22 protein-coding genes are annotated in these 14,270 nt (G+C 37.9%); 20 read left to right on the top strand and 2 right to left on the bottom strand.

What is annotated here, in order from left to right; all coding sequences use genetic code 11:
- Positions 1-49: 49 nt before the first annotated feature.
- The 18 genes from AC1UFB_RS18470 to AC1UFB_RS18385 all read left to right on the top strand — a co-directional run bounded on the left by AC1UFB_RS18470 (position 50) and on the right by AC1UFB_RS18385 (position 11,500).
- Positions 50-703 carry an adenylate kinase gene (locus AC1UFB_RS18470; RefSeq protein WP_025909746.1) on the top strand — a complete coding sequence of 218 codons (654 nt, stop codon included), beginning with the start codon at positions 50-52 and terminating at the stop codon, positions 701-703.
- Positions 700-1,446: a type I methionyl aminopeptidase gene (gene map / locus AC1UFB_RS18465; RefSeq protein ID WP_025909747.1), complete on the top strand. Its 747-nt coding sequence runs from the start codon at positions 700-702 to the stop codon at positions 1,444-1,446. Before AC1UFB_RS18470 ends, map begins: the two co-directional genes overlap by 4 nt.
- Before the next feature lie 240 nt (positions 1,447-1,686).
- On the top strand, positions 1,687-1,905 hold the full coding sequence (gene infA, locus AC1UFB_RS18460) for a translation initiation factor IF-1 (protein ID WP_025909748.1): 219 nt from the start codon (positions 1,687-1,689) through the stop codon (positions 1,903-1,905).
- A gap of 37 nt (positions 1,906-1,942) precedes the next feature.
- Entirely contained in the window at positions 1,943-2,056 is a 114-nt protein-coding gene (gene rpmJ, locus AC1UFB_RS18455) for a 50S ribosomal protein L36 (protein ID WP_003156543.1), read from the top strand.
- 23 nt (positions 2,057-2,079) lie between these two features.
- Complete coding sequence (rpsM, locus tag AC1UFB_RS18450) at positions 2,080-2,445, top strand: 30S ribosomal protein S13 (protein ID WP_025909749.1); 366 nt, start codon at positions 2,080-2,082, stop codon at positions 2,443-2,445.
- A gap of 23 nt (positions 2,446-2,468) precedes the next feature.
- Positions 2,469-2,858, top strand: coding sequence for a 30S ribosomal protein S11 (gene rpsK / locus AC1UFB_RS18445; protein ID WP_025909750.1), 390 nt, complete (start codon positions 2,469-2,471; stop codon positions 2,856-2,858).
- Positions 2,859-3,037: 179 nt separating this feature from the next.
- On the top strand, positions 3,038-3,982 hold the full coding sequence (locus AC1UFB_RS18440; RefSeq protein ID WP_013054952.1) for a DNA-directed RNA polymerase subunit alpha: 945 nt from the start codon (positions 3,038-3,040) through the stop codon (positions 3,980-3,982).
- Positions 3,983-4,028: 46 nt separating this feature from the next.
- Positions 4,029-4,391 carry a 50S ribosomal protein L17 gene (gene rplQ / locus AC1UFB_RS18435; protein WP_025909751.1) on the top strand — a complete coding sequence of 121 codons (363 nt, stop codon included), beginning with the start codon at positions 4,029-4,031 and terminating at the stop codon, positions 4,389-4,391.
- Between the two features lie 116 nt (positions 4,392-4,507).
- Positions 4,508-5,347 carry an energy-coupling factor ABC transporter ATP-binding protein gene (locus AC1UFB_RS18430; RefSeq protein ID WP_025909752.1) on the top strand — a complete coding sequence of 280 codons (840 nt, stop codon included), beginning with the start codon at positions 4,508-4,510 and terminating at the stop codon, positions 5,345-5,347.
- Complete coding sequence (locus tag AC1UFB_RS18425; protein ID WP_062687372.1) at positions 5,323-6,192, top strand: energy-coupling factor ABC transporter ATP-binding protein; 870 nt, start codon at positions 5,323-5,325, stop codon at positions 6,190-6,192. The genes AC1UFB_RS18430 and AC1UFB_RS18425 overlap by 25 nt, the downstream gene beginning before the upstream one ends.
- Complete coding sequence (locus AC1UFB_RS18420; protein ID WP_100346483.1) at positions 6,189-6,986, top strand: energy-coupling factor transporter transmembrane component T family protein; 798 nt, start codon at positions 6,189-6,191, stop codon at positions 6,984-6,986. The genes AC1UFB_RS18425 and AC1UFB_RS18420 overlap by 4 nt, the downstream gene beginning before the upstream one ends.
- An 18-nt stretch (positions 6,987-7,004) precedes the next feature.
- Complete coding sequence (gene truA / locus AC1UFB_RS18415; RefSeq protein ID WP_025909755.1) at positions 7,005-7,745, top strand: tRNA pseudouridine(38-40) synthase TruA; 741 nt, start codon at positions 7,005-7,007, stop codon at positions 7,743-7,745.
- A gap of 153 nt (positions 7,746-7,898) precedes the next feature.
- A complete protein-coding gene (gene rplM, locus AC1UFB_RS18410; protein ID WP_025909756.1) occupies positions 7,899-8,336 on the top strand; it encodes a 50S ribosomal protein L13 in 438 nt (145 codons plus the stop codon).
- Between the two features lie 20 nt (positions 8,337-8,356).
- Positions 8,357-8,749, top strand: a complete 393-nt coding sequence (gene rpsI / locus AC1UFB_RS18405; RefSeq protein WP_025909757.1) for a 30S ribosomal protein S9 — start codon at positions 8,357-8,359, stop codon at positions 8,747-8,749.
- Positions 8,750-8,871: 122 nt separating this feature from the next.
- Entirely contained in the window at positions 8,872-9,303 is a 432-nt protein-coding gene (locus tag AC1UFB_RS18400; protein ID WP_025909758.1) for a DUF2521 family protein, read from the top strand.
- A 70-nt stretch (positions 9,304-9,373) separates the two neighbouring features.
- Positions 9,374-10,081 carry an N-acetylmuramoyl-L-alanine amidase CwlD gene (cwlD, locus tag AC1UFB_RS18395; protein WP_482589686.1) on the top strand — a complete coding sequence of 236 codons (708 nt, stop codon included), beginning with the start codon at positions 9,374-9,376 and terminating at the stop codon, positions 10,079-10,081.
- A gap of 77 nt (positions 10,082-10,158) precedes the next feature.
- Positions 10,159-11,223: an Mrp/NBP35 family ATP-binding protein gene (locus tag AC1UFB_RS18390; RefSeq protein WP_100346480.1), complete on the top strand. Its 1,065-nt coding sequence runs from the start codon at positions 10,159-10,161 to the stop codon at positions 11,221-11,223.
- 118 nt (positions 11,224-11,341) lie between these two features.
- On the top strand, positions 11,342-11,500 hold the full coding sequence (locus AC1UFB_RS18385) for a hypothetical protein (RefSeq protein WP_482589684.1): 159 nt from the start codon (positions 11,342-11,344) through the stop codon (positions 11,498-11,500).
- On the opposite strand, the gene gerD is transcribed toward AC1UFB_RS18385, so the two are convergent.
- On the bottom strand, positions 11,497-12,132 hold the full coding sequence (gene gerD / locus AC1UFB_RS18380) for a spore germination lipoprotein GerD (RefSeq protein ID WP_100346479.1): 636 nt from the start codon (positions 12,130-12,132) through the stop codon (positions 11,497-11,499). The genes AC1UFB_RS18385 and gerD overlap by 4 nt on opposite strands.
- A gap of 145 nt (positions 12,133-12,277) precedes the next feature.
- Here gerD and AC1UFB_RS18375 point away from each other — a divergent pair, with 145 nt between their 5' ends.
- Positions 12,278-12,901 carry a KinB-signaling pathway activation protein gene (locus tag AC1UFB_RS18375; RefSeq protein WP_025909762.1) on the top strand — a complete coding sequence of 208 codons (624 nt, stop codon included), beginning with the start codon at positions 12,278-12,280 and terminating at the stop codon, positions 12,899-12,901.
- 18 nt (positions 12,902-12,919) lie between these two features.
- On the opposite strand, the gene pdaB is transcribed toward AC1UFB_RS18375, so the two are convergent.
- On the bottom strand, positions 12,920-13,684 hold the full coding sequence (gene pdaB, locus AC1UFB_RS18370) for a polysaccharide deacetylase family sporulation protein PdaB (RefSeq protein ID WP_100346478.1): 765 nt from the start codon (positions 13,682-13,684) through the stop codon (positions 12,920-12,922).
- 143 nt (positions 13,685-13,827) lie between these two features.
- On the opposite strand from pdaB, the gene AC1UFB_RS18365 reads away from it, so the two are divergent.
- Positions 13,828-14,001, top strand: a complete 174-nt coding sequence (locus AC1UFB_RS18365; RefSeq protein WP_153301109.1) for a hypothetical protein — start codon at positions 13,828-13,830, stop codon at positions 13,999-14,001.
- Positions 14,002-14,270 lie beyond the last annotated feature (269 nt).

Raw genomic sequence — 14,270 nt, 5'->3', positions numbered from 1 at the left:
GCAGCTTGCTTTCCCATTAAACAGATAGATACTGAGGGGGAAGCAAAAAATGAATTTAGTGTTAATGGGCCTTCCTGGTGCTGGGAAAGGTACTCAAGCAGAACAGATCGTTGAGCATTACGATATCCCTCATATCTCAACAGGAGATATGTTCCGAGCTGCAATTAAAGAAGGAACGCCTCTAGGCTTAAAAGCTAAATCATTTATGGATCAAGGTAATCTTGTACCAGATGAAGTAACAATCGGTATTGTTCGTGAACGTTTAAACAAACAAGATTGTGAAAATGGCTTTTTACTTGATGGATTCCCAAGAACAGTAGCACAGGCAGACGCTCTTGAAACAATCTTAGAAGAATTAAACAAAAAGATTGATTATGTTATTAATATTGATGTAGATGAAAGTATCCTTATGGAACGCCTTACAGGGCGTCGCATTTGTAAAGACTGTGGAGCTACTTACCACCTTGTATTCAACCCTCCTGCTAAAGAAGGCGTTTGTGACAAGTGTGAGGGAGAGCTGTACCAGCGTGCAGATGATAATGAGGAAACTGTTTCAACTAGACTCTCAGTTAACGTTGAACAATCAAAACCATTACTTCATTTCTATGAAGAAAAAGGTTATTTACGCAATATTAATGGTAATCAAGACATTAACGTTGTATTTGACGACATCCGTAATTTACTCGGGGGAGTCAAGCAATGATCATTTGCAAGACGCCGCGTGAAATTGCAATCATGCGTGAAGCAGGGAAAATTGTAGCTTTAACTCATCAAGAGTTAAAAAAACATATTCAACCTGGTATTACGACGGAAGAATTGGATGCAATTGCTGAAAAATTTATTCGTCAACATGATGCAATTCCGTCTTTTAAAGGGTATAATGGTTTTCGCGGTAGTATTTGTGCTTCTGTAAACGAAGAATTAGTTCATGGTATTCCAGGAAACAGAAAGCTGCAAGAAGGAGATATCATAAGCATTGATATTGGTGCTAAATACAATGGCTATCACGGTGATTCTGCTTGGACGTACGGAGTTGGAAAGATTTCAGAAGAAAATCAACGGCTTCTAGATGTCACAGAGCAATCTCTTTATAAAGGCTTAGAGCAAGCTAAGCCCGGCGATCGATTATCGAATATTTCACATGCTATTCAAACGTATGCAGAATCTCAAAACTTTTCAATTGTAAGAGAATATGTTGGTCATGGTGTTGGCCAAGATTTACATGAGGATCCGCAGATTCCACATTATGGTCCACCAAATAAAGGACCGCGTCTACGTCCAGGCATGGTGTTGGCAGTAGAGCCAATGGTGAACGCTGGAACTCGATATGTCAAAACATTATCTGATAACTGGACTGTTGTAACAGTCGACGGAAAGATGTGTGCGCATTTCGAACATACAATTGCAATCACTGAGACGGGATATGAAATTCTAACAACGCTGTAGTTGGTAGTTAAGGTTATCTCTATCCATTCCTCGCTAGATGCACTGGACAGTTAAACAGTAATTATCTAAATTCACGATGCTCGTTTTTCGTCTGAATTGCTGTTAAAATGGTAAAGATGTATATTACAAACGTGATCCATCTTGAATTTAATGATTACGATCTCCGGATGTTCAGAACAGGTTCTTTTTAAGTCAATTAATGATAGCTTGTTACTGTTGCAAAGAAAGGAGAGCACTTTAATGGCAAAAGACGATGTAATTGAAGTAGAAGGTACAGTCCTAGAGACTTTACCTAATGCAATGTTCAAGGTAGAATTAGAAAATGGTCATACAGTACTTGCTCATGTATCTGGTAAGATTCGTATGCACTTCATTCGCATTTTACCTGGTGACAAAGTAACTGTAGAATTATCACCATACGATTTAACTCGCGGTAGAATTACGTACCGTTTCAAATAAAACCTATGCACTCCGTACTATCAAGGAGGTATGAAACATGAAAGTCAGACCATCGGTAAAGCCGATCTGCGAAAAATGTAAAGTAATCCGCAGAAAAGGGAAAGTAATGGTAATTTGTGAAAACCCTAAGCATAAACAAAAACAAGGTTAATCATAAGGAGGTGCACTGTTCACATGGCACGTATTGCTGGTGTTGATATTCCTCGTGACAAACGCGTAGTCGTTTCTTTAACATACATTTTCGGTATTGGTCGTCCAACTGCTGAAAAAGTTCTAGCTGAAGCTGGAGTTTCTGAAGATACTCGCGTTCGTGACTTAACAGAAGAAGAATTAGGTAAAATTCGTGATATTTTAGATAGCTATAAAGTAGAAGGCGATCTTCGTCGTGAAGTTTCTTTAAACATCAAACGTTTAATTGAGATTGGTTCATACCGTGGTATCCGCCACCGTCGTAGTTTACCAGTTCGTGGTCAAAACAGTAAAAACAATGCTCGTACACGTAAAGGCCCACGCCGTACTGTAGCGAACAAGAAGAAATAATTAGTAAGGGAGGTCATTAACAGATGGCACGTAAAACTAATACACGTAAACGTCGCGTGAAAAAGAATATTGAATCTGGTGTTGCTCACATTCGTTCTACGTTCAACAACACTATCGTAACTATTACAGATGTTCACGGTAATGCGATCGCTTGGTCTAGTGCAGGTGCACTTGGCTTCAGAGGTTCTCGTAAATCTACTCCATTTGCTGCTCAAATGGCTGCTGAAACAGCTGCTAAAGTATCAATGGACAATGGTATGAAAACTTTAGAAGTAACAGTAAAAGGACCTGGTGCAGGTCGTGAAGCTGCTATCCGTGCTCTTCAAGCTGCAGGTTTAGAAGTAACAGCTATTAAAGATGTTACTCCTGTTCCTCATAACGGATGCCGTCCGCCAAAACGTCGTCGTGTATAATTAATATGTATAGATTCTGTACAATTGTCGATAATGATGATGGTATAGAATTTATTCATGCAACGAAATGTTTTTTCATTTGTTGTGCACATTCGGGAACTGTCTAATAGGGAATTTCGGTTAGGCCTTGAGAAGACTCAGTCTAGCCGAGGTTTCGACGTTTTGAAGGAGGGTTTATTATGATAGAGATTGAAAAGCCAAAAATCGAAACGGTAGAAATCAGCGATGATAGAAAGTACGGTAAATTCGTCGTCGAACCACTTGAGCGTGGATATGGTACTACTTTGGGTAACTCCTTACGTCGTATCCTATTATCCTCACTCCCTGGTGCAGCTGTAACATCTATTCAAATTGAAGGTGTATTACATGAATTCTCAACAGTCCCTGGGGTTGTTGAAGATGTAACAAACATCATTTTAAACGTTAAGAAATTGGCGTTAAAGATTTACTCTGATGAAGAGAAAACTCTTGAGATTGATGTTAAAGGTCCTGGTACTGTCACGGCTGCTGATATTCAAGCAGATAGTGATATTGAAGTTCTAAATCCAGATCTTCATATTGCTACACTTGAATCAGATGCTCATTTCCGTATGAGACTAACTGCTCGCACTGGTCGAGGTTATAATCCTGCCGATGCAAACAAGCGTGAAGACCAACCAATTGGAGTTCTTCCAATTGATTCTATTTATACTCCTGTTACGCGTGTTTCGTATTATGTAGAAAATACTCGTGTGGGGCAAATGACGAATTATGATAAGTTAACACTTGATGTATGGACAGATGGAAGCATCGAGCCAGAAAAAGCAGTAGCTTTAGGTGCAAAGATCTTAACTGAGCACTTAAACATCTTTGTTAACTTAACTGATGAAGCCCAAAAAGCAGAGATTATGGTAGAAAAAGAAGAAGATCAGAAAGAAAAAGTTCTTGAGATGACTATCGAGGAACTAGATTTATCTGTTCGATCTTATAACTGCTTAAAACGTGCAGGCATTAACACTGTACAAGAGCTTGCTAACAAAACAGAAGAAGATATGATGAAAGTTCGTAACTTAGGCCGCAAATCTTTAGAAGAAGTGAAAGCTAAACTTGAAGAGCTGGGCTTAGGCTTACGTAAAGACGATTGATATCTTATTAATCTGTTTAACTACTTAACAAAGGAGGGGACCTCACATGTCTTACCGTAAATTAGGTCGTACAAGCGCACAACGTAAGGCGCTTCTTCGTGATTTAACAACTGATTTAATCATCAACGAGCGTATCCAAACTACTGAAGCTCGCGCTAAAGAGTTACGTTCAACTGTTGAAAAAATGATTACTTTAGGTAAACGTGGAGATTTACATGCTCGTCGTCAAGCTGCAGCTTACATCCGTAATGAAGTAGCTAACGAAGAAGCTAACCAAAGCGCATTACAAAAACTATTCAGCGATATCGCTACTCGATATGAAGATCGCCAAGGCGGTTACACTCGTATCTTAAAAGTTGGACCACGCCGTGGTGACGGTGCTCCAGTCGTTATCATTGAATTAGTTTAATAATTTATACATGTGGAAAAGGGCGAGACAGTTTGAAACTAGTCGTTGCCCTTTTTTTATACCATTAACTCTTCAACCTTTTTATATGAAGAGTAAAGATTAGAGGGATCGTTACGTTGAAAGAGACATCACTTGAAGTAAAGAATTTATGTTTTCGCTATGAGTCAAATGATGATCTAACACTCGATCAAATTAGTTTCTCTGCTTATAAAGGTGAATGGTTGGCAATTGCGGGGCATAATGGCTCGGGTAAATCAACGCTGGCAAAAATTTTAAATGGTTTGATTCTTCCGGAATCTGGATGTGTTAAAGTGATGGATACGTTTCTTGATGCTGATACTATCTGGGAAATTCGTAAACAGATTGGAATGGTGTTTCAAAACCCTGATAACCAATTTGTAGGCTCTACTGTACAAGACGATATTGCATTTGGCTTAGAGAATAACGGTATTCCATACGAGGTAATGGCTCAGCGTATTCCTGAAGCTCTTCAGCTCGTCAATATGAGCGATTATGTTAATCAAGAGCCACATTCCTTATCTGGAGGCCAAAAGCAGCGTGTGGCAATTGCAGGTATTATAGCAGTCCAGCCAGATATTATTGTTTTAGATGAAGCTACTTCAATGTTAGATCCGATAGGTAGAACCGAAGTACTTGAAACTGTTCGAAAATTAAAAGAAGAAAAAAAACTCACGGTTATTTCCATTACTCATGATTTAGATGAGGTAGCTATGGCTGATCGTGTAATTGTTTTAAACAAAGGAAAAGTTTTTGCGAGTGGAGAACCTAGGGAAATTTTTGCTTTAGGCTCTGAGTTAACGAGAATTGGCTTGGACTTACCATTTTCAGTGAAGCTAAGTGAAAAGATTGCATCTTTAGGCATTCCGCTATCAAAAATTCATTTAACGGATGAGGACTTGGTGAACGAACTATGGACATTATATTCAAAAACGTAGAGCATCGTTATCAACTAAATACTCCTTTTGAACGCATGGCGCTCCATGATTTAAACCTCACTATTAAATCTGGGACGTTTCTAGCAGTAATCGGGCATACGGGTTCTGGTAAATCAACGGTTATTCAGCATCTAAACGCTCTCTTAAAGCCTACGTCTGGCTCCATTACAATCGGAGCTCGTACCATAGAATCTAACCGTAAGGAAAAGCAATTAAAGCCGATTCGTCAAAAGGTAGGAGTCGTTTTTCAGTTTCCAGAGCATCAGCTGTTTGAAGAAACAATTGAGAAGGATATATGCTTTGGGCCAATGAATTATGGAGCAAGCTTGGAAGATTCACAGAAAAAAGCAAGAGAGCTAATTGAATTAGTAGGCTTATCACAAGATATGTTGCAGCGTTCTCCATTTGATTTGAGTGGAGGGCAAATGAGAAGGGTAGCTATTGCTGGAATTTTAGCAATGGAACCTGAAGTTCTTGTTTTAGATGAACCAACAGCAGGTTTAGATCCAAGAGGTCGAAAAGAGATTATGGATATGCTGTATACGCTTCATAAAGAAAAGGGCCTTACAACAATTCTGGTTACTCATAGCATGGAAGATGCTGCAATGTATGCAGATGAAGTCTTGGTTATGAATAAAGGAACTATTGCTATTAAAGGTACGCCTAAAGAAGTATTCAGTCAATATGAGAAATTAAATGAATACGGACTACAGGTTCCCGAGACGCTTCGTTTCTCCTTAAAGCTACAAGAAAAATTCAAGCGTAGAGATAATCAGGTTCCCCTCACTTTTCAAGAGGTTATTCAGCAGGTACAAGGATTAATGTTAAAGGGTGAGAAGCCATGATGAATTCCATGATTATAGGGAAGTATGTCCCGGGGGATTCAATTGTTCATAGAATGGACCCTCGAGCTAAGCTTTTACTCGTATTTGCTTATATCCTAATCGTTTTCCTCGCTAATAATGCAGGTGGTTATGTGTTACTAGGAGCCTATACAGCCCTGTTGGTCTTTATGAGCAAGGTTCCATTTTCATTTATCCTACGAGGCTTAAAGCCGGTTATATGGATTATTATTATTACGTTTATCTTGCATATCATTATGACTAAAGAAGGACCTGTCTTGCTTGAATTAGGCTTCTTATCTGTCCATCAAGGTGGAGTTATTCAAGGTTTATTAATATCTCTGCGCTTTTTATTTTTAATCTTAATTACCACTTTGCTGACGTTAACAACAACGCCAATTCAAGTAACAGATGGTATTGAGAGTTTACTAGGCCCTTTAAAGAAGCTAAAATTCCCTGTTCATGAACTAGCATTAATGATGTCTATATCATTACGCTTTATTCCTACTTTAATGGATGAAACAGATAAAATTATTAAGGCTCAAACAGCTCGTGGTGTCGACTTTAGTAGCGGACCTATTATGGATCGACTAAAAGCAGTAGTTCCGTTGCTTGTCCCACTTTTTATTGGCTCGTTTAAGCGAGCTGAAGAGCTAGCGATTGCAATGGAGGCTAGAGGATATAGAGGGGGAGAAGGGCGTACAAAGTATCGACAGCTAACCTGGGGAGCAGCTGATACCATTATGCTGATTACGCTCGTTTGTTTAGCCGTGGGTCTATTATTTATTCGAAATTAAACTGGTTTGGTGAAAAAAATGAAACGCTTAAAATGTATCGTGGCGTATGATGGTTCTCTTTTTGCTGGGTATCAGGTACAGCCGGAGAAACGAACAGTTCAAAGTGAAATAGAGAAGGTTTTAACACAGATGCATAAAAGGAAAATAACCATTTATGCATCTGGTCGAACGGATGCACAGGTTCATGCTGAAGGTCAAGTTATTCACTTTGATACAGACCTAAATATTCCACTCAATAAGTGGAAAAAAGCATTGAATTCAATGCTCCCAGATGATATTGTAATTAAGTATGTAAGTGAAGTCGATTCTGAGTTTCACGCTCGTTTCAATGTGAAGGCGAAAGAGTATCGTTATTATATTGATAGGCAGGAAAATCGCAATCCTTTCACTCGTTATTATGCATACCACTATCCTTATAAGCTTGATTACATGAAGATGAAAGAAGCAAGTCATTATCTCATCGGCACTCATGATTTTACGAGTTTTTGTTCTGCAAAAACAGAAGTGGAAGATAAGGTGCGGACAATCTATAATATAGATTTGGTCGAAGAGGGTAACCAACTTGTACTTACGTTTAAGGGAAATGGCTTCTTATACAATATGGTACGTATTCTTGTTGGTACATTGTTAGATGTAGGACAAGGTAAAATAGATCCTGTTGATATAAAAGCAGTATTAGAGAGCAAATCACGGCCTTTAGCGGGGAAAACAGCTCCGGCGGAAGGGCTCTATTTGTGGCAAGTTTTCTATGACAACTAAACCTGGTGTAACATTTTCTTGACATTAGTAGTGTAAACATATAATATATCATATGGTATGTATTTTAACCCCACGGTTAGCCCCGGAAATTAATCGTGTTGAAATATAAGGTTGAAATAATTTTATTATTGATGAAAATTAGGAGGGAAACTCATGCGTACAACTTTCATGGCGAAAGCAAACGAAGTAGAGCGTAAATGGTATGTTGTTGATGCTGAAGGTAAAACTTTAGGTCGTCTTGCTAGTGAAGTAGCATCTATCTTACGCGGTAAACATAAACCAACTTTTACACCACACGTTGATACTGGTGATAACGTTATCCTTATCAATGCTGAGAAAATCGAATTAACAGGTAAGAAATTAACTGACAAGATTTACTACCGTCACAGCATGCACCCAGGTGGTTTAAAGCAACGTACAGCATTAGAAATGCGTACTAACTACTCTGAAAAAATGCTTGAATTAGCAATCAAAGGCATGCTTCCAAAAGGTAGCTTAGGTCGTCAAATGTTCAAAAAACTTCATGTATATGCTGGTAACACACATCCACATGAAGCTCAAAAACCAGAAGTTTACGAACTTCGCGGATAATTAATAAGGAGGTTATTATCTTGGCACAGGTACAATATTATGGAACTGGTCGTCGTAAAAGCTCTGTTGCTCGTGTACGTTTAGTACCAGGTAACGGTCGCGTTGTAATTAACGGTCGTGAAATCGAAGAGTACATCCCATTCGCTGCACTACGTGAAGTAGTAAAGCAACCACTTGCTTTAACTGAAACTGTAGGTAACTATGACGTATTTGTAAACGTTGATGGTGGAGGTTACGCAGGTCAAGCTGGTGCTATCCGTCACGGTATTTCTCGTGCTTTATTAGAAGCTGATCCAGAATACCGCGTAACATTAAAACGCGCTGGCCTATTAACTCGTGACGCTCGTATGAAAGAACGTAAAAAATACGGTCTTAAAGGCGCTCGTCGTGCACCTCAGTTCTCAAAACGTTAATTTCTATTATCGTTTCAACCCTTGGTCTCAAAGACCGAGGGTTTTTTTATATTGTCTTAGCTTTTAATGAATGAGATTACAGGTTGTGTAGACAATATGAGAAAAAGGAGTCTTGCATATTTATGTATGAAGCGAACACGTTTAAAGAGAAGCGATACGAAAAAGAAATGAAGTATGAGCGCAAAATCTTACGAGATTTGTCCATTGAGGAACTACACAGAAAAGCTGATAAAACATTCCGACCTATTTTTCAGTGGCATGTGATGAGCGAATACCACGTTGAAGAGTACTGTATGGATATTGCTATCGAATCGTTTTTGCTAGGAGCAAGAACAAGTAAGTTTTTCACTTGGGGAGAAACAGCAGAACAATCAAAGCTGCGCAGTGTAAATGAAGAGAAGCTGTTAGCAGACACGCTATTTGAAGTACTATGTTCCGCTTCAAATGAAGTTTCTAAGGACAGCCTTTATTATCTGTGCCAGTCTTATGTAGAAGAGTGGTGGAATGAAGGATACGAAACGGGTATTCGTAGACATCGTCTTCGCCTTAGTTGAAAAATAATCATAAATTGCCCCCTTGTCCCATATAGAAGTAAATAGGTATGTGGGAATGGGAGGGGATTTTTTGTCTAAAGTAAAAATTATAAGCGGGCTATTAGCGTTTGTTGTTATTGCATTTATCATTCAATATCAATTTGGTACCAAGGTATCGTCAGGCTCTTTCTCTTTGCCTCTAAGCGGGAAAATCATTGTAATTGACCCTGGTCATGGAGGTCCTGACGGTGGAGCTGTTGGTGGAAAAGAAACGTTGGAAAAAGATATTACGTTAAAAATGTCACTTGAACTCAGAGATTACCTTCAAGAACAAGGTGCTTTAGTGATATTGACGCGAGAAACAGACAAGGATTTAGCTAAAAAAGAAACAAAAGGATATAGCAGGCGTAAGGTTGAAGATTTAAAAAAGCGACTTGATATCATTAATGAATCAAATGCAGATTTGTATTTAACCATACATCTTAATGCTATTCCATCTCCAGCTTGGAAAGGTGCTCAAACGTTTTACCATGGTTCTTTAAAAGAGAATGAACAAGTAGCGAAGTTAATTCAAAATGAACTAAAAGCAAACCTAGAGAACACAACAAGAGAAGCTAAAGTCATGCAAACTCTCTACTTATTAAAGCATGCAGATCCACCGGGTGCCTTAGTTGAAGTCGGGTTTTTATCCAATCCTTCTGAACGTGAGCTGTTAGAAACTAAAAAGTATCAGCAAAAGGTATCAGAATCTATCTATGAAGGAGTAAGTCGCTATTTTGCAGGTGAAAAAGCAAAATAGGGTAACATGTAACCTTGTATGTATTAGAGTATGGTATACTAAAAGTGGAAAATGACTTTTAACATGGTGGTGGGAATATGCTTACGGAACAACAGGTAAAAGATGCAGTAGGGGAAATTGTAGATCCATTTTTAAACAGATCATTAAACGAAACAGATGCAATTAAAGAAATTTCAATCAAAGAAGAGAAAAAGCATATTAGTGTAAAAGTTGCTGTAGCTAAAACAGGTACGAGCGAACAACTTTCATTACAATCAACTATCGTTGAAAAACTAAAAGAAATTGGTGCTGCAACAGTAGGAATTCGCTTTATTGAATTTACTCCTGAAGAATTAGCACCATTTCGCGCTGAGCAAAAGAACGGTGGTAACTTACTTACGAGTCTTAACCCTCCGCAATTTATCGCAGTTGCGAGTGGTAAGGGTGGCGTGGGGAAATCAACGGTTTCTGTAAATTTAGCGATATCTCTAGCACGTTTAGGAAAAAAAGTAGGTTTAATTGACGCTGATATTTACGGATTTAGCGTTCCGGATATGATGGGGATTACACAGCGTCCTACGGTACAAGGAGAACGTATTATTCCTGTAGAAAGATTAGGGGTTAAAGTAATCTCAATGGGATTCTTTGTTGAGGATAATTCACCAGTTATCTGGCGTGGCCCCATGCTTGGTAAAATGTTGACAAGCTTCTTTACAGAAGTTGAATGGGGAGAATTAGATTATTTATTATTAGATTTACCTCCAGGGACAGGTGACATTGCATTAGATATTCATTCAATGCTTCCATCTTGTAAAGAGGTTATTATTACGACTCCACATCCAACTGCAGCATTCGTTGCAGCAAGAGCCGGCGCAATGGCATTGAAGACGGATCATGAAGTAATTGGAGTGGTTGAAAACATGTCCTTTTTTGAGAGTAAGTTGACTGGTGAGAAGGAATATGTATTTGGAAAAGGTGGCGGTCAAAAATTAGCTGAAGAACTTCAAACCAAGCTATTAGGCCAGCTTCCTTTAAGTCAACCAGATTGGAATGAAGAAGACTTTGCTCCATCTGTGTATGACAAGTCTCATCGTTTAGGGAAAGTGTATAAAGAAATCGCTCAAAAAGTCGCGGATATTTGCGAACAAAACGTCTATAATTAAAAAGAGGCTGGGACATCAGTAATTCAGCCAATGTTAAACCTGAACGGTTGAGAGCTCCTCACTTTCAATCGTTCAGGTTTTTTGTTGATTGTGCAAACAATGTTGGAAACAGGGTGGAATGGATCGTAGGATACTCGACTCCTGCGGGAAAGAGAGGGAAAACGGAGATCCCGCAGCGCAATGGAACGAACGTGTTCTGACAAACCAAAGAGATGAGAACAGCGAGTGTTCGTCTTTTAGAAGCAATCATTTTGTTATGTCTCAAACTCTTTTTTAATCTTGTTCTTGTTCTTCAGCGTCAACGGATTCTTCTTCAGAAGAGCCTTCGTCACTATTTTCACCTTTTTGACCTTGTTGTTCAGAATTTTCTTCAGCAGCTTTTAATAAGATATCCTGAATTTTTGATTGGTAAAGAGGACTTTCGAATGTTTCATTCATTACTTTCTGTAAATGAGTGCGATATTCTTTACTCTTAAGTACGGTTAACAGTTCTTTTTCCATTGCTGGGTCTTTTAAAATGTCCTGTAGCATGGCTTGGTAATCAGGATCCTTCATAAGCTGCTTTAATACTCGTTCATGCTCTGCTTCCATACTTTTAGCAAAGCTCTCAGCGAATTTTGGATCTTTCATGGCTTTTTTCCAAAATTCAATGCCAGTATCTGAAGTCAACGTTTCAGAAATTGTTTCTTTAACCATTGCTTGATCCATCACGAGGTTCTCTCGAAGTTTAGGATCATCCATAATATCTTCAATGGCTTTCTTTCCTTCATCAGTCTTTAAAATATCAACAACCATTTTCTTTGTTTGATCGTAATCCATCCCGTTACTTTCCTCGTCTTGAGGGGCACAGGCAGTTAATGAAAACATGCATATCCCTACATAAGAGAGGAGCAAGAGTAGCTTTTTCATGGATGATGGGCTCCTTTCAACATACGCTTACGCTTAATATGAGATAATGAGCATTTTTTATTCATTGCTCACCTCTAGATTTTTTAAAAAACGATTGGTACAATTTATGAAAGGGATTACTTAACGGTTTTATGGGGGGATGAGCTTGAATAGTCGCAATTGGGTTCGACTTTTTTTATCAACCTTAATAGTAGGTGGGCTTAGTACATCTATCGTTGGTTTTGCGGTGAGATGGAATGAGTACAAAGAGTTATTTGCTGGTGGAGAAGTAGCAGAGATCTTATCAATTTTAACGTGGCTAATCGGTGTAGGCTTTATCTTTAGCCTTATTAGTCAGATGGGTTTTTTTGCATATTTAACGATTCATCGATTTGGGATTGGGATTTTTCGTTCATTATCCTTATGGTCAAGCGTACAATTGGTGTTAATTATTTTTGTACTATTTGATTTAGTTTATTTTCGCTATCGCTTTTTTGCTGAAGAGGGAGAATCTATGCTGAGTTACCTTTTAATTAGTATTTTTGTTTTGGTGTACGGCTTAGTGGTAGCATACCTAAAGGCTAAAAGCACGAAAAAAGAGGCTTTTGTGCCGGCTCTATTCTTTATTGTTGTAATTACGACAGTGGAATGGTTTCCTGCACTTCGTACCAATGAAGAAAGCTGGCTGTATTTAATGCTATTTCCTTTGTTAATTTGTAATACATATCAGCTTTTGATCTTACCTAAATTAACAGCAAACACAAAAGTAGTGAAAACAACCAGCGGCTAAATAGCCCCCGGTTGTTTTTTATTTAACATCTTGAATATCACTTTTTGTATTAGAAATAAGAGTAGAGACTGTCACGTTTGATATTTTTTTAGACTGTAAAGAGTGCTGGATATAAGGGAGTGCTTCTGCAGTTTGCTGAGCTGAATCGGACGCATGCAGTAATACAATGTCTCCACCATGTAATGGTTTAGTTGTATTTGATACAATTTCTTTAACACCTGGATTTGTCCAATCTTTTGAGTCAATGCTCCAGTGAATAATTGTATACCCCATCTTATTTGCAAGTTTTAGAATATCTTTATTAAAATGTCCGTTAGGTGGACGCAAAAGTTTTACTTCCTTAATACCTAAAGAGGTAAAAACTTTCTGTGATTTCGCTAAATCTTGCCTAATTTCGTTTGGCTCCATAGAAGTATAGGAGTTATAATCATATCCCATGGTTCCAATTTCATGGCCTTCCTTTTTAATTCTTTCAACAACATCTGGATGACGTTCTGCCCAGGAAGCAGATAAAAAGAACGTGGCTTGATTGATCTTTTGTTTTTTAAGTTCATCCAAAATAGGAACAGCACGTTCGTCTCCCCAGCTGATATTAAAAGTTAAGGCTACCTCTAAATCTTTTTCTTCAACCTTATAAACAGCCCGTGGTCCATCGTCCGTTGAGAAAACGGGATAGTCAAACATATGTTGAGCATAAAGGAAGAAGCTTGTAAACAAAGCTGATAAAACAATAATCATGGTTTGTTTTAAGCGCTTAGCTTTTATTGTATAAAATCCATTCACGTTTTCACCTCATTTAATTAAGTAGTACTTGTCTAATTTCTATGCAAAGTGTGAAAGATAAATAACAAATAATCATCGGTTCTTATAAAAGATGATATAAAGTTGCCAGCGATGGTTAGAATAAACAAGAAAAGGTGCTATACGTGAGAAGGTTATCTTTGAATGAACAAGAAATAGTAGAGCTGCAAACTATTTTATTAAAAGAATTAAAAGATTTATCTATACAGACTCATACATATGAATCTAACCCGTTTATTGCTCGTGTTATTAAAGAAAGACAGGTATTACTAAGACGATTATTAATGCGTACAAGTTAACTAATCATTATCTATAAACAAAGTTGATAAAAAAGTTTTGAAAAAGTATTGACCTTTTTATTTATATCTGTTAAATTATTAAATGTCGCAAGTGAGCGATAATAAAAAGTAAAAAAGTATTGACAAGTTACTTTTAACTTGTTAATATAAAAAAGTCGCTTCTAAGCGACGGTTGAACTTTGAAAACTGAACAAAGCGAAAAACGTCAACGTTAATTTTTTTAAACTTTTATGAGCAAGTCAAACATTTCTTCGGAGAGTTTGATCCTG

The organism is Priestia sp. KCTC 13724 (genome assembly GCF_056820425.1).
The sequence above is the reverse complement of the archived record's forward strand: the minus strand, read 5'-3'. Positions and strand labels throughout refer to the sequence as shown.

Excerpts from the sequence above, each read along its gene's own strand:
- AC1UFB_RS18470 (WP_025909746.1), top strand. The coding sequence starts at position 50 with ATGAATTTAGTGTTAATGGGCCTTCCTGGTGCTGGGAAAGGTACTCAA.
- map (WP_025909747.1), top strand. The coding sequence starts at position 700 with ATGATCATTTGCAAGACGCCGCGTGAAATTGCAATCATGCGTGAAGCA.
- infA (WP_025909748.1), top strand. The coding sequence starts at position 1,687 with ATGGCAAAAGACGATGTAATTGAAGTAGAAGGTACAGTCCTAGAGACT.
- rpmJ (WP_003156543.1), top strand. The coding sequence starts at position 1,943 with ATGAAAGTCAGACCATCGGTAAAGCCGATCTGCGAAAAATGTAAAGTA.
- rpsM (WP_025909749.1), top strand. The coding sequence starts at position 2,080 with ATGGCACGTATTGCTGGTGTTGATATTCCTCGTGACAAACGCGTAGTC.
- rpsK (WP_025909750.1), top strand. The coding sequence starts at position 2,469 with ATGGCACGTAAAACTAATACACGTAAACGTCGCGTGAAAAAGAATATT.
- AC1UFB_RS18440 (WP_013054952.1), top strand. The coding sequence starts at position 3,038 with ATGATAGAGATTGAAAAGCCAAAAATCGAAACGGTAGAAATCAGCGAT.
- rplQ (WP_025909751.1), top strand. The coding sequence starts at position 4,029 with ATGTCTTACCGTAAATTAGGTCGTACAAGCGCACAACGTAAGGCGCTT.
- AC1UFB_RS18425 (WP_062687372.1), top strand. The coding sequence starts at position 5,323 with ATGGACATTATATTCAAAAACGTAGAGCATCGTTATCAACTAAATACT.
- AC1UFB_RS18420 (WP_100346483.1), top strand. The coding sequence starts at position 6,189 with ATGATGAATTCCATGATTATAGGGAAGTATGTCCCGGGGGATTCAATT.
- truA (WP_025909755.1), top strand. The coding sequence starts at position 7,005 with ATGAAACGCTTAAAATGTATCGTGGCGTATGATGGTTCTCTTTTTGCT.
- rplM (WP_025909756.1), top strand. The coding sequence starts at position 7,899 with ATGCGTACAACTTTCATGGCGAAAGCAAACGAAGTAGAGCGTAAATGG.
- AC1UFB_RS18400 (WP_025909758.1), top strand. The coding sequence starts at position 8,872 with ATGTATGAAGCGAACACGTTTAAAGAGAAGCGATACGAAAAAGAAATG.
- AC1UFB_RS18390 (WP_100346480.1), top strand. The coding sequence starts at position 10,159 with ATGCTTACGGAACAACAGGTAAAAGATGCAGTAGGGGAAATTGTAGAT.
- AC1UFB_RS18385 (WP_482589684.1), top strand. The coding sequence starts at position 11,342 with ATGGATCGTAGGATACTCGACTCCTGCGGGAAAGAGAGGGAAAACGGA.
- gerD (WP_100346479.1), bottom strand. The coding sequence starts at position 12,132 with ATGAAAAAGCTACTCTTGCTCCTCTCTTATGTAGGGATATGCATGTTT.